At 58.3% G+C, this 13728-nt stretch carries 12 protein-coding genes; 7 read left to right on the top strand and 5 right to left on the bottom strand.

Going from position 1 to position 13728, the window contains the following annotated elements; all coding sequences use genetic code 11:
* Positions 1–74: 74 nt before the first annotated feature.
* The 5 genes from RBB46_RS09050 to pcaD form a co-directional block, all read right to left on the bottom strand.
* A complete protein-coding gene (locus tag RBB46_RS09050) occupies positions 75–1133 on the bottom strand; it encodes a 3-carboxy-cis,cis-muconate cycloisomerase (RefSeq protein ID WP_306028653.1) in 1059 nt (352 codons plus the stop codon).
* A gap of 71 nt (positions 1134–1204) precedes the next feature.
* Complete coding sequence (gene pcaG / locus RBB46_RS09045) at positions 1205–1804, bottom strand: protocatechuate 3,4-dioxygenase subunit alpha (protein ID WP_306028652.1); 600 nt, start codon at positions 1802–1804, stop codon at positions 1205–1207.
* Between the two features lie 2 nt (positions 1805–1806).
* The gene (gene pcaH, locus RBB46_RS09040) at positions 1807–2550 is read right to left on the bottom strand and encodes a protocatechuate 3,4-dioxygenase subunit beta (protein ID WP_306028651.1); all 744 of its coding nucleotides are present in this window, start codon (positions 2548–2550) and stop codon (positions 1807–1809) included.
* On the bottom strand, positions 2547–2927 hold the full coding sequence (pcaC, locus tag RBB46_RS09035) for a 4-carboxymuconolactone decarboxylase (protein ID WP_306028650.1): 381 nt from the start codon (positions 2925–2927) through the stop codon (positions 2547–2549). The genes pcaH and pcaC overlap by 4 nt, the downstream gene beginning before the upstream one ends.
* Positions 2924–3706, bottom strand: coding sequence for a 3-oxoadipate enol-lactonase (gene pcaD / locus RBB46_RS09030; protein ID WP_306028649.1), 783 nt, complete (start codon positions 3704–3706; stop codon positions 2924–2926). The genes pcaC and pcaD overlap by 4 nt, the downstream gene beginning before the upstream one ends.
* A 75-nt stretch (positions 3707–3781) precedes the next feature.
* Between pcaD and RBB46_RS09025 the strand changes: the two genes are divergently transcribed.
* The 7 genes from RBB46_RS09025 to RBB46_RS08995 all read left to right on the top strand — a co-directional run bounded on the left by RBB46_RS09025 (position 3782) and on the right by RBB46_RS08995 (position 13724).
* Positions 3782–4693, top strand: coding sequence for a LysR substrate-binding domain-containing protein (locus tag RBB46_RS09025; protein ID WP_306028648.1), 912 nt, complete (start codon positions 3782–3784; stop codon positions 4691–4693).
* A 394-nt stretch (positions 4694–5087) separates the two neighbouring features.
* Positions 5088–6566 (top strand): aldehyde dehydrogenase family protein, encoded by a 1479-nt coding sequence (locus RBB46_RS09020; protein ID WP_306028647.1) that lies wholly within the window; start codon positions 5088–5090, stop codon positions 6564–6566.
* A 163-nt stretch (positions 6567–6729) separates the two neighbouring features.
* A complete protein-coding gene (gene nadC / locus RBB46_RS09015) occupies positions 6730–7581 on the top strand; it encodes a carboxylating nicotinate-nucleotide diphosphorylase (RefSeq protein WP_306028646.1) in 852 nt (283 codons plus the stop codon).
* Positions 7582–7721: 140 nt separating this feature from the next.
* Positions 7722–9767, top strand: coding sequence for a hydantoinase/oxoprolinase family protein (locus RBB46_RS09010; protein ID WP_306028645.1), 2046 nt, complete (start codon positions 7722–7724; stop codon positions 9765–9767).
* Between the two features lie 11 nt (positions 9768–9778).
* The gene (locus RBB46_RS09005; RefSeq protein WP_306028644.1) at positions 9779–11842 is read left to right on the top strand and encodes a hydantoinase B/oxoprolinase family protein; all 2064 of its coding nucleotides are present in this window, start codon (positions 9779–9781) and stop codon (positions 11840–11842) included.
* Positions 11843–11913: 71 nt separating this feature from the next.
* Positions 11914–12417 (top strand): TRAP transporter small permease, encoded by a 504-nt coding sequence (locus RBB46_RS09000; RefSeq protein WP_152505202.1) that lies wholly within the window; start codon positions 11914–11916, stop codon positions 12415–12417.
* Between the two features lie 26 nt (positions 12418–12443).
* Positions 12444–13724: a TRAP transporter large permease gene (locus RBB46_RS08995; protein ID WP_286202302.1), complete on the top strand. Its 1281-nt coding sequence runs from the start codon at positions 12444–12446 to the stop codon at positions 13722–13724.
* The last annotated feature ends 4 nt before the right edge of the window (positions 13725–13728 follow it).

Raw genomic sequence — 13728 nt, 5'->3', positions numbered from 1 at the left:
AACTCGTCTGACAGTCCCGATGCTGGCTGAGCTGTAAACGTCTCATTCAGTCGAGAAAACCCCGGAAACTCAGCTCAGCTTTGCACGGATCCGATATGATCAATACTTTCGCAGATGGTATGGGCGACAGCAATGGCCCTTGCGGTTGCCATCAGCATCTGCGGCAACACCATCCACTCAAGCGTCCAGGCCTTGCCCGATCGTTCCTGCTCATGCACCACCGAATGGTGCATGGCTGAGACCTGCACAGCGTTGAACTGAGCCAACGTCACCAGCAACTCTGCGCCGACAGGGTTTTTCTTATGCGGCATTGCTGAGGAGCCTCCTCCTCCAGACAGCGTTATTTCTTCGATGCCCTGCTGCGTCATCAATGCCACGTCCTGGCCGAATTTACCGAGCGTACCGGAGACAAGCGACAGGTAGCCTGCATATTCCGCCACCCCGTCGCGTGTCGCGTGCCATGCTTTATCAGTCGGGGCTAGCCTGAGTGCGGCGGCAATCTCCGCAACTACTCTATCGGCTTTTTGACCCAGTGCTTTCCGATCGCCGGAAGCGCCTCCGATCTGAACCTTCTCCACGCGGGGCCGCAGTTCGGACAGCCGCGCCAAGTGGTCGTTCAACGGCAATCTCCACGTTTGAACCCGATCGCGTACCTTGATCTTGGTGGCCGCCTGCATCCTGGTACGCCCCATAAGAGGCTCGTCGCCAAAACGTTTCTCCACGTCCTCGAAACTGCGATAAAGCGCTACCAGGCGCTGAGATAATAGGTCGGATGCTTCGCGCAGCGTCAGTGCCAGCGCGGTGTCCATCACATCTTGTGAGGTCGCGCCCTTGTGCACCACGTTATCCGGGGCGACGGCTTTCAGCTGATCTACAAGCCGCGGGACCGGAACCCCGTCTTGACTCATGCCCCTGGCAATGTCGTCCAGGTCAATTTCCGCTGTTTCGATTGCCTCCGCCGCCGTCTCGGCCGTATCCGCATCAAACAACCCGACCTTTGCGCAAGCGCGCGACCACGCTGCCTCGAATGCCAGCATATGTCTAATCTGGCGTTCCGGCGACAATATCCTGGCCATCTCCGCATCGCCAAAAAGACCGGAAAGCCAAGGGTGGTCGAAAACAGATAAGCTCACAAAAGAGGCCCTGAATAAAAGGGGCGATCCATGCCGCCCCCTCAAAACAAACGGAATTATCGCACGATGCTCTAGATATCGAGAAAGACGGTTTCTCCCTCGCCCTGGAGGCGAATGTCGAAGCGGTATTTGCCCTCGCCGGTTTTCTTTGCGACGAGCGTTTCCACGCGATGGCGCTGTTCGATCCGGTTTAGCAGCGGGTCTTTCGAATTGTCCTCATCCTCTAAGTAAAGCCGAGTGTTGAGGCCGATGTTGATCCCGCGGGACACCACCCAAAGAGAGATATGCGGCGCACTTTCGACACCGCCACGGCCTTTGTAACGACCGGGTTTGACCGTGCGCAGCGTGAACTCACCAGAGTCCGCATCCGCGGCAAAACGGCAATGGCCGGTAAAGGCGGGATCGGCTCCTTCGGTGCCCGGGAAAATACCTCCCGCGTCGCACTGCCAGCTTTCGATCAGTGCGTCCCGCATTGCCCAACCCGTGCCGTCGTAGACCGAGCCTACGATCTCAATGATATCGCCCTTGACGTCGCCCTGTATGGGGGTGGTGCCGATCTCTTCGTCATAATAGCCGGCATTGCCCGCATAGGTCGGCATCAAGCCGATATGAACATAAGGTCCAGCCGTTTGGGACGGAGTTTCGATCAAGATGTCGAGTTTCTGTACCATTATCACATGCCCTCCAGTCTATTCTCAAACATGGTTTGGCGGCGACCGCGCAACACGATGTCAAATTTATAGGCGAGGAAATCGAGCGGCCGGGATTTCGAGAAGTCGAGCGGTGCGACGAGACGGTCAAGCTGACTGCGATCCTTGATCGTAGCGGCAATCGGACAATGATTGATGAGCGGATCGCCCTCGAAATACATCTGGGTGATCAGGCGTTGGCCGAAGCTGTTGCCATAAATCGATATGTGGATATGCATCGGACGCCAGTCATTGCCGCCGTTCGGCCAAGGGTAAGCTCCCGGACGCACAGTAAGGAATTCGTAATAGCCGTTTTCGTCTGTGACGGTCCGGCCGCAGCCACCGAAATTTGGATCGAGCGGAGCAAAGTAAGTGTCTTTCTTGTGGCGGTAACGCCCGCCCGCGTTGGCCTGCCAGATCTCGATCAGCGTATTGCGTACGGGCCGGCCCATCTCGTCCAGCACGCGACCGTGCATCAGGATACGCTCCCCCACAGCCGGAGCTGCACCCTTGGTCCAGTTCAGAACCAGATTGTTGTCCAATGGACCCAGCTTGCTGTGACCGAAGGTCGGGCCCGTCTCTTCCGACGGCGAACTTTCCATCGACAGAAGCGGCAGGTTGGGCGAGCGTGTCACGCTCGTTTTGTAACCGACATCGTAAGGGTTGGGATGGATTGCACGATTGCGCGGGATCAATGGTCCTTGATCCCGGTTCGATAGGTCAGTCATTCTCTCTCCTCCATTTCCGCAAAGGTTTCCTTGGCAAGTTTCAGGGCATGGTTTGCTTTTGGAACTCCCGCATAGATAGCCACATGTTGCAGCGCTTCCGCGACATCGTCTTTCGACGCGCCCGTGCGCGCGGTGGCCCGGATATGCATCGGAATCTCTTCGAAATTGCCCGTCGCCGCCAGAAGTGCGATGGTCAGCATGGACCGCTCTCGGCGCGAGATTCTATCCGAGGACCACACTGCACCCCAGGCACCCTCGGTGATGAGGGTTTGAAACGGCAGGTCGAATTCAGTCTTCTTTGCCTCGGCGCGATCCACGTGGGCATCGCCCAAAACCTCGCGCCGGGTCTTCATGCCCTGATCGAATTTCTTGTTCATGCGCTAATCCTTTCCACAAACTTCGTCAGCGCCTCGGCAAAAGCGCCGGGCGCTTCAATCGCGGGCAAATGCCCGGTGTCCTCGAACATCTCCAAACGGGCGCAAGGAAGGTTGACGGCCAGCGCTTCGACCGCTTCAGGTGGGGTTGCCAGATCGTACTTGCCGCCGAGTACCAGCGTGGGCTGTGTGATTTCGCCCAGACGATCGGTAATGTCCGTGCCGGCAATCGCGGCACAGGTGGCGATGTACCCTTCTTGGCATGTGCGTGCCAGAAGCGTGCGCCACAAGAGCGCTTTGTTGTCCGCAAGCATTTTGGGTCCAAACCACCGCGGCAGAATTCCCTCGGCCATCGCTGCCATGCCGTGTTCGCGCACACCCGCGATGCGCGTGTGCCAGCCCTCGGCGGCACCCAGCATCGATGCGGTGTTGGACAAGACCAGGCCGTCCACGCGCTCGGGAGCCATTAACGCGATGTGTTGTGCGATCAGCCCCCCGACCGAGCAACCGACGATGACCGCGCGATCCATGGCCGCCTGATCCATCGCGGCCAAAACATCGCTGGCCAGTTCGGGAATGCCATAGCCGGGAGGGGCGGTTTCGGACAGCCCGTGACCGCGCTTGTCCATGCGCAAACAGGCCCAATCGGTCGGCAGGGCTGCTACCACCGCGTCCCACATCCGCAGATCCGTACCGAGCGAGTTGACGAAAACCAGCCGACTGCCCTCACCGGAACGGTGATCGGTGTGCATTGTTCCCCAGTCGCGCGTCAGTGCTTGCATCGGTCTCTCCCGAGCAATCCTTCACATAATTTTTAAGTTCCGAAAAATACAAAATCGTGCCAAAAGTATAACCAAATGAATATACCAGCCGGTTTGAAACTGCGCCATATCGAGGCGTTTCTAGCGGTCGCACGGAGCGGCACGATTTCAGCCGCTGCGCGGGTGCGCAATGTCTCGCAGCCCGCATTGTCCAAAACCGTCAACGAGCTCGAAACCATTTTGGGGACAGCGCTATTCGAACGGACCGGAAGGCGCGCGGTCCTGACGCCGTCGGGCGAGGGCTTTCGCGCGCATGCATTGGCCGCGCTGCAGAGTCTTGAGGCGGGGGTGCGCGATCTTTCGGGAAAAGTTCCGGTCGGATTGGTTAAAGTCGGGGTGTTGCCCACCGTTGCGGGGGGATTTTTCCCATCGGTTGCGCTGGATTATCATCGCACGCACCGGGATGCGCGGGTTGGAATCATCACCGGCCCCAACCGCTATTTGCTGGAGATGCTGCGATCGGGGGGGATTGACTTCATGGTTGGGCGAATGCCGTCAGCCAAGAACATGCCGGGCCTGACCTTCGAACATCTTTATGACGAGCCGGTACTCCTCGTGGCGCGGGCCGATCATCCCGCGCTGGCAATGCCCGCGCCAAAGGCGCTGACCACTTTTCCGCTGATAGCCCCGAACCCCGGAGCGATCATCCGACAGATCGTGGATCAGTATCTGGTCGCGCAGGGACTGAGCGGCCTTGTTCCGGCATTCGAGACGGTAGCCCTTCCCGTGGCGCTGTCTCTGGTCGAACAATCCGACATGCTGTGGTTTATCTCGCGCGGGGTCGTTGAGCGCGAATTGCGGCGAGGCACGCTAGCGGCAATCGAACTCAGGTCGGACTATATGGCTGGTTCGGTAGGGATTACGCGCAGGTTCACCTTCAACGAAGACAGCCCCGCCGATTTATTGGCGAGGCTGTTGCACAAGCGTGCCGAGGAAATGGTCGGCTGAGGGGTCTCGGGCCACTTTGGGAGCGATTTCGTTCCCTGGTCAAATCGGGTGCCATTTTCGAGGGGTCCTTCTCTCCGAGTTTCAGGTCGAACATGGTGCTGCTCGTGGCGCGCGCCGGACATTTCCGGCAAATGCCCCCGAGCGATGGCGCCGCCATGCCTGGCCCTTGGAAACAGAACTCGGCCAGGATCGGCTGCGTCCAGCTGATCGGTCGGTGCGGTACCGCCGGTGCGGCGTTCGGCATCGGATTGGCAGCGGTAGACGAGCCCCAGACGCAAAGGTCATTGAACATTTGTCCCATCTGCGGCGCCTCCGGTTGGCGACAGATGCGTTCTCCGATTGACAGTAATTAGAGCTCTAAGATAACAGGTGTGCATGCAGGAGGACAAATCTGATGGACACCTTGAACCTTGACGCGAACCTGAAGCTCTCGAAACAGGCCGATCTTTATTACGGTGGCGCATGGGTTCCACCGGTCGAAGGCAGCTACGAACAAACGCTGAATCCGGGAACCGGCCAGCCGATTGGCATGGTCGCCACCGCGAGTCGTGCCGATGTCGATAGAGCGGTGGCGGAAGCGCTCAAAGGGTTCCATGAATGGCGTGATGTTTTGCCCCTGGAGCGGGCACGGATACTGAAGGAAATTGCTGCCCTTCTCCGTAAGCATGGAGACGAACTCGCACTGATCGACGCCGCGAATTGCGGGAATCCCTATACGGAAATGCGCGGGGATGCCGCGATTGCGGCGGCTCAAATGGACTTTTTTGCAGGCCTCGTGACCGAGATGAAAGGCGACACGATTCCGATGGGGCCGGACCGCGTCAACATGACATCGCGCCAGCCGCTCGGCGTGGTCGCACGTATCCTTGCCTTCAATCATCCTTTCATGTTCTGCGGCGGTAAGATGGCTGCGCCCCTTGCGGCGGGCAATGCCGTAATCATCAAGCCGCCGGTGCAAGCGCCTCTCTCGGCTCTTCGCCTCGCCGAAATCGTTGAAGGGTTGTTGCCGAAGGGCACCTTCAGCGTTTTGCCTGGCGGTGTTGAAGCCGGTGCGGGTTTGGCCGAGCATCCAGGCGTGGCCAAGGTAACGCTGATTGGTTCGGTGCCGGCCGGGCGCGCGGTGATGCGCAGTGCGAGCGCCACAGTTAAACCTGTCCTGCTGGAATTGGGCGGCAAGAATGCCTTGATCGCCTATCCGGACAGCGATCCCAAGAAGATCGCCGATGCGATCGTTGCCGGAATGAACTTTGGCTGGTGCGGACAGTCATGCGGTTCGACCAGCAGAGCCTTTGTTCATGAAGACATTCACGACGAGGTCGTTTCTCTCCTGGCTAAAGCAGTCGAGCGTTACAAGCCGGGCGTCCCGACCGATCCGACGACAACCATGGGAGCTATTGTCAGCCGAACTCAATTCGATCGCGTGCTGAGCTTCATCGAGTCGGCCGTGAGCGAGGGCGCGCGTACGGTGACGGGCGGGCACGCGGTGACCGATGGCGCTTTGGCCGAGGGCTGTTTCATCGCGCCGACGATCTTCGCCGATGTGACACCGGACATGAGGATCGCTCGCGAAGAAATATTTGGTCCTGTACTGGCTATTCGGAAGTGGAGCGACGAAGACGAAATGCTGAGAGAGGTCAATGCGCTCGAGCTTGGCCTGACCTGCGCAATATGGACACGCGATCTCGCTACCGCGCATCGAACCGCTGCACGCGTCGAGGCAGGCTTTGTCTGGGTCAACGAGGTCGGCCGCCATTTCCTGGGGGCTCCCTTCGGTGGGGTGAAGCAATCCGGTATCGGACGGGAAGAAGGGATCGGAGAGCTGATTTCCTTCACTCACGAAAAGAACATCCACATCAATTTGCAGGGCCAATAAATTTGCGGCCGGGTGGCGTCCCGGCACGGCGCCACTCCATGGGTTTGCCGTCGATTGTATTCATTTGACAGCAGCCGGCGAGGGCATCCGCGATCCTGCAGGCAGGCGCCCCTCGTTGTGAGACCGGCGAGTGCGCGTTGACAACCGAGAAGGAGCAAACACAGTGAACAGCTTTGCTAGGGTCCCGGACATCATATTGGAGCCTATGGTCCGAAACGCCATCATGGAGGATCTAGGAGGCGCCGGCGACGTTACGACGCGTGCCGTTCTTCCGGAAACCACGCGTTATCGGGCCGAACTGAAAGCCAGGCAGGCCGCGGTTGTTTCCGGTATGCAAGTTGCAGCCCTGACGTTTCGTCTGATCGATCCCACCTTGAAGATTGAAACGGTCGTTGCGGACGGTTCCGCTTGCAAGGCCGGCGATACGCTTTTGAAAGTCGAGGGACTGGCGTCGTCGATTCTCGCTGCCGAGCGTGTGGCGCTGAACTTCGCGGGCCGACTTTCAGGGACGGCAACGCTTACAGCTGCATACGCGCAGGCTCTCGAAGGGACCGGAGCCAGAATAACGTGCACCCGAAAAACGACGCCAGGCATGAAGCTTGTCGAGAAGCTCGCTGTTCTTCACGGTGGAGGCCATAATCACCGGTTCTCATTATCGGACGCCATCCTGATCAAGGATAATCACATCGCCGCGGCCGGAGGAATCAGGCCGGTTCTGGAAGCGGTCAAGCGTTCTGCGGGGCATATGGTCGTTGTCGAGATCGAAATCGACGGGCTTGGGCAATTGGATGAAGTGTTAGAGGCAAGAGGCGCCGATGTCATTCTGTTTGACAACATGTCGACCCAGGACATGGCAGAGGCCGTGCGCCGGATAGACGGTCGGATGAAGACCGAAGCGAGCGGCAATGTACGCATCGACCGGCTGCAAGAGATCGCTGCAACGGGAGTTGATTACATATCATCGGGAGCGTTGACCCATTCGGCTGGCACGGTCGATTTCGGACTGGATTTCTGATCTCACAGACAAAAAAGCGCGTAGCGGCGAAAATTCGCCGCTTTTTTTTCGTCCAGCGCCCGGACCGTCAGTTGACTTGATTTACGTAATATGTGATTGAGTTATTTAATAAGTAATTCGCCTGAGTTTGGGAGGACGATGTGAGCGAAGACTGTTTCCAGCTCGGAATCGATATCGGTGGTACCTTTACGGACCTCAGCCTGTTGTCTCATGACGGCAGCGCATCGCACTCTCACAAGGTCGCAAGCACGCCGAGTTCTCCGTCGAAAGCCGTGGCACGCGGCATCAGCGAATTGATGGCTTCGATCGGCCGGCCGGCGGATGCGATCACCTATTTCGTGCACGGCCAGACGATCGCGCTGAACGCGGTCCTGGAGCGGCGCGGCGCGCGAGGTGCGCTGATCGTCAGCCAGGGAAATCGAGATATCCTGGAAATTGCCAGGCTGCGAAAGCCTGACATCTTTAATCTGAAGGCCACGCTGCCGGATGCCATAGTCGCGCGGCAGGACGTGTTTGAGATCCCGGCGCGTGGGGATGACGAGGACTTCTCGGTTGCCGATGACGCGATAGAGGCGACGATCTCGAGCCTGCCCGCCGAGATAGAAAGCGTCGCGATCTGCCTTTTGGGGTCTTACAGAGGTCCGGCGGTCGAAAAGAAGATCGCCGATCGGCTACGTGAGGTGCGGCCTGAGCTTTACATTTCGTGCTCATCCGACCTTTGGCCGGAAATCCGTGAATTCGAGCGGGCAAGTGTAGCCTCGCTGAATGCATACGTTCAGCCGATCATGAGCCGCTATGTTGATGACCTGTCTATCGACACGCAGCGGGTGGGGCTCGATACCGCCTTGCAGATCACTCAGTCGAATGGCGGCATTCTCAGCGCGTCCAGCGCCAAGGTAAAACCCGTGAACACCATGCTGTCCGGACCTGCGTCAGGCGTGGTCGGAGCAGCCTATGTCGCAGCGCTGAGCGGCATTTGCGACGCGGTGACGCTGGACATCGGCGGCACCAGCGCCGATTTTTCAATCATTCGAGACCGGGAGCCGGTCTACTCCACCGATGCGGCGGTCGGCGATTTTCCAATCGTCATGCCAACGGTCGATGTTTTCGCAGTGGGAGCCGGGGGCGGCTCCATCGCATGGTTCGATCCGTTTGGAATCCTTAAATTGGGTCCGCAAAGTGCAGGCGCCGATCCGGGGCCAGCCTGTTACGACCGTGGCGGCACCGAGACGACAGTCACCGACGCTTACTTGGTTGCCGGCTACATTGACCCCGACAAATTCGCTGCGGGGAACCTGCCATTGAAGCGTGAGAACGCTTTGGCGGCGGTGGGTCGCATTGCCAGCCGACTGGACTGCTCTGTCGAAGCTGCATCCGAGGCCATTCTGCGTCTGGCTACCGCCACGATGACCAGCGCAATTCTTCCGATGATGACCAAGCGGGGTTTGGATCCACGCGATTTCACGTTGATCTCTTTTGGCGGTGCCGGGCCGACGCATGCCTGCCTTTTGGCCGAAGAGGTCGGCATAAAACAAATTCTCGTGCCGCGATCGCCAGGCACCATGTGCGCTCTGGGAGCGACTATTGCTGACTATCAATATAACTTCATCCGAAGTTTGAGGCGTCCGCTGGCGGAACTGGATTCCGGGGTCTTGCGCGAGGTTTATCGCCAGCTAGAGCAGGAGGGACGCAACAGCCTCGCTTCGGAAAGCCCGATAATCGAACGTGTCGAAGTCTTGCGTTCTGCAAACATGCGGTATCGCGGCCAATCTTTCGATGTCGACGTCACGTTGCCGGCAACGCTGGAGGTGGACGCCCTGACGCCAGAGCTGCTGGCGCAGAATTTTCACGATACCTACGAGACGCTGTATCACAACAGCGATCCCGGGTCGGCGGTTGAACTTGTGTCATTGCGGGTCAAGGTCGTCGGGCGGAGGTGGAAACCCATGCTGCCACCGGCAAGAGAACGGACCAACTCCGCCAAACTGGAGCCCACCGGCCAAAGACCGATCTTTCATGGCGGGCGGCCTCATGTCGCTTCCGTTTTCAGTCGCGACGACATACGCGATGGAGACCGTGTCGAAGGACCTGCCGTAATCGAGCAGGCTGACACGACCACCATTGTCACGCCGGGTTTTGCGGCGCGTTGCGATGGCGCCGGCAACCTTCTCATCCATGCTACGTAGAGGATAACACAATGAAAGAAAAAACGTTTTCTCTGCGCACCGATTCAGCCCAACTTGATATCTTCGTCCAGCGGTTCCGATCAATCGCCGAAGAAATGGGATATTCGCTTCAACGGACCGGGCACACGGCGTTTGTAAATGAAACCGCTGATCTAGGTGTTGCTCTGGTAACCCGCGATGGCGAGATTTTCGGTTATCCTCACAGCATTGGCATCACGATGTTTGCCAATCTGAACTTCAAGAAGACGATCGACAGCATCGGCAGTTTCGAACCGGGCGATATCGTCGTCTGCAACGATCCATACGCGAGCGGCGGCCTGTCTTCACATCTGCCCGACATCAGCGTTTTGGCTCCAATCTATGCTGGCACAAAGCTGAAGTGCTTTGCCTATGCCTACGTCCATTCGACCGATGTGGGAGGGCGTGTTGCCGGGAGCCTTTCGCCGTCGAGTTACGAGATCTATCAGGAAGGGATCCGGATCCCTCCATCCCATCTCTACAAGGCAGGCAAGCTGAACGAAGAACTCTTGCACCTGATCCTGTGCAATTGCCGGGTTCCGAACGACAACTGGGGCGATCTGAAGGCGATGGTTACCGCGCTTCGTGTCGCCCAGCACCGGATGACTGAATGCTTCGAGAAATACAGCGTCGACGGCGTTGTGCTCGCGATGGAAGATGTGCTGAATTACAGCGAAATGCGAGCCCGTGCGGTAATTGAAGGTATTCCCGACGGTACGTACCGTTTTTCAGACTATCTGGATGACGATGTCATCTCAGAAATTCCGATCAAATTCTGTGTCGCGTTAACCGTAGCCGGCGACGAGATCACAATAGATTTTACCGGCAGCGATACCCAGTTAAGAACCGCCTTCAATATCTATTCGGACGGGAAGGCGCATCCTTGGTTGGTGTATACGATAATGTTCGTATTGCTGACGATCGATCGCGACATTCCCGTCAACGCAGGTCTGATGCGATCGGTGAACGTGATTGCTCAGCCCGGGTCGGTTGTGAACTGTCAGGCACCTGCAGCGGTCGGGCTGCGAACGACTACCGGGGTGCGGGTGCAGGACGCCATTCGCGGCGCGCTGGCGCAGGCCTTGCCGAAAGTCATTCCGGCGGCGGGTGCGGGCTACATCGCGCCGATCGTCTTCACCGAGCCGAATTTGGCCGAAGGCGGCCTGAAGGTGAATGTGCTGGAGCCGCTGGTTGGTGGCACAGGCGCACACGAGGATGGCGATGGGTTGAACGCGCGCGATGTGGTGGACATCGCAAATTTGCGCAACAGTCCCCTCGAGGTGGTCGAAAGCACTTCGGGCGTTCGTATTCTGAACTATGCGCTGCGGCCGGATTCAGGCGGCGCGGGCAAATATCGCGGCGGCATGGGCATCATCTTTGATTTCGAGGTTCTCCAGCATGACTGTCTCGTAACCGCTCGCGGGCAGGAGCGGCATCGGTTCAGCCCATGGGGTTTATTGGGCGGCTGCTGCGGCGAAATGGCCGGCGTATTCATCCGGCGAGCTGGAACAAAGGATTTCCAGCCTCTTGCCAAGATCGACTCGCTCAACGTGAATTGCGGTGACGTTATTCGGGTCCTTACGCCTGGCGGCGGCGGGTACGGGTCTCCGCAAGACCGCGATCCGGCCAAGGTTTTACATGACGTACGGAACGGGCTGGTCTCCGAGAAGGCGGCCAGGGAAACATACAAGGTCGTCATCGAGGACGGGGCGCTCGACCTGGCTGGGACTGAACGGCTGAGGAACGAGCCGGGTTCTCGGGAGGCTCCAGCCATTTTCAGTTTCGGGCCGGAACGCGAGGCGTATGAAGCTGTCTGGAGCGAAGAAGCATGGTCGCGCCTGATAACCAACATCTTCACCCTTCCGATCCCTCTGCGCGCTTCTATTCGTGGCCGTGTCTGGGCAGCCGCGCGTCGGCGTGCGGAAGAGACCGGCAAATCGCTGAGCGCAGCCGATATCGACGATTGCTGGTTGGAAACCGTCCCGGCAGGTCTGCTCAACGAGCGCGCCGCAGCTACCGGTTTCAGCAATTGTGAAGTAAAGGTGCCGGCAGAGTGACTGGGACAAATTCTCAATCGTTGTTCGGACGCGCCCTGCAATGTGTGAGCTGGCTTAGCGAGCTCGCAGTCATGATTTCCGGTGTCGTAATGGCGCTGATGGTGGCGCATGTCGTTCTAGACGTAAGCTTGCGCTATGTAATCGGCGTTCCGCTGGCGGGCACGACCGAGATCGTGTCGCGCTATTACATGGTTACGCTGATCTTTTTGCCGATCGCTTTTGTTCAGATCACTGACCAGCACATCAGCGCAAGCCTGATCAGCGATATGTTGTCAACAAGATCGCGCTTTTTGCTCGACTGTCTGACTTCGCTATTGATGGCGGTCTTCGCGATGTTGCTTGCTTGGTGCGCGGGGGCCGAAGCATTGCGCGCAACCGAAATCACCGAACAGATCCAGACACCATCCTATTTTTTGCCGACTTGGCCCGCGCGCTGGATTCCGGTTCTGGCGTTATCGCTGGTCGTTATCGTCTCGGTCCTGAACCTTGTGATGCAGATGGTTCGGTTCATCACCTACGGATCCGCGAAGGCGACCGTTTCTGGGGCCGACAAAGCGAAAGTACTGTCCCAATGACTCCACTGGCCATCGGATTTTGGGGTATGGGGATCGCGCTTGTGCTTGTTGCGCTGCGGGTGCCGATCGGGCTGGCTTTGGGGATTGTGGCATTCGTCGGGATAGCCGCTGTGTCGAGCTGGAGCGCGGCTTTCAGCATTCTCAGCCTGATACCTTACGAAACGGCCGCCAGTTGGGAACTTTCGGCAATCCCGATGTTTCTTCTCATGGGAGCGCTTGCCTTCCGGTCGGGGCTGACAAGCGCTCTTTTCGACGCGGCCAGACTTTGGCTGGGCTGGTTACCCGGCGGGCTTGCCGTGGCCACGAACTTCGCCTGTGCAGGGTTCGCCGCCGCCTCGGGCTCCAGCCTGGCGACGACCCTTACCATGGGCCGAATTGCCTTACCCGAGATGAAGAAAGCCGGATATGACATGGGTCTTGCGACCGGCGTTGTCGCCTCTGCAGGGACCTTAGGATCATTGATCCCGCCCAGCGTCATGATGATCCTGATTGGGGTTTTTGCGCAGACTTCGATACTCAAGCTCTTTGCAGCCGGTATTGCGCCGGGTCTTCTGTCCGCGCTCGCCTTTGCCCTGATGGTTATTCTGCGGGCCAAGCTTCAACCTGATACCGCGCCGCGTATGGTCGAAAAACCGACTCTGCGCGAGAAACTAACCGTCACCGCAGCGATTTGGCCGCTTCCGGTACTGGTCCTCGGCGTGATCGGTGGCATCTACAGCGGCGTCGTCACGGCGACCGAAGCGGGAGCGTTCGGCGCCGCACTGACATTTGTCATTGCGCTACTGAACGGCGCGCTGTCTTGGCCGGTTGTTAAATCCAGTTTCTGGGATGCGCTGGTTGGGACCGCCACCCTGTTCTTCATTGTGCTTGGAGCCGTGCTTCTAACCCGGTTTTTGGCATTTTCCGGGTTGCCGATGTTTCTGGCGCAAATCATGACCGACGCGAATGTCTCGCCGCTCGGGATCATTCTGATCGCCGGCGCCTGTTATCTCGTGCTCGGCATGTTCCTGGACCCACTGGGCCTGCTGTTTCTCACGCTCCCGATAATGCTGCCGATGTTCAAGTCTGTTGGTCTCGACATGACCTTGATGGGCATCTTGATCGTTAAATTTGTAGAGATCGGGCTGATGTCGCCACCGGTCGGGTTGAACGTCTTTGCGGTCAAATCGCTGGTGGGGCCGGATGTGCCGCTGAGTATGATTTATCGCGGAGTTCTGTGGTTCTTGGTCGTTGACCTTCTGGTCATAGGCCTGCTGATCGCATTTCCGGACATAACGCTTTTGTTGCCGAGGCTGATGGGGCTTTGAAAAC

It is taken from the genome of Stappia sp. MMSF_3263, from assembly GCF_030733745.1.
Taxonomy (GTDB): domain Bacteria; phylum Pseudomonadota; class Alphaproteobacteria; order Rhizobiales; family Stappiaceae; genus Stappia.
Note: the sequence above shows the minus strand (reverse complement) of the source record. Positions and strands in the feature narration are given on the sequence as shown.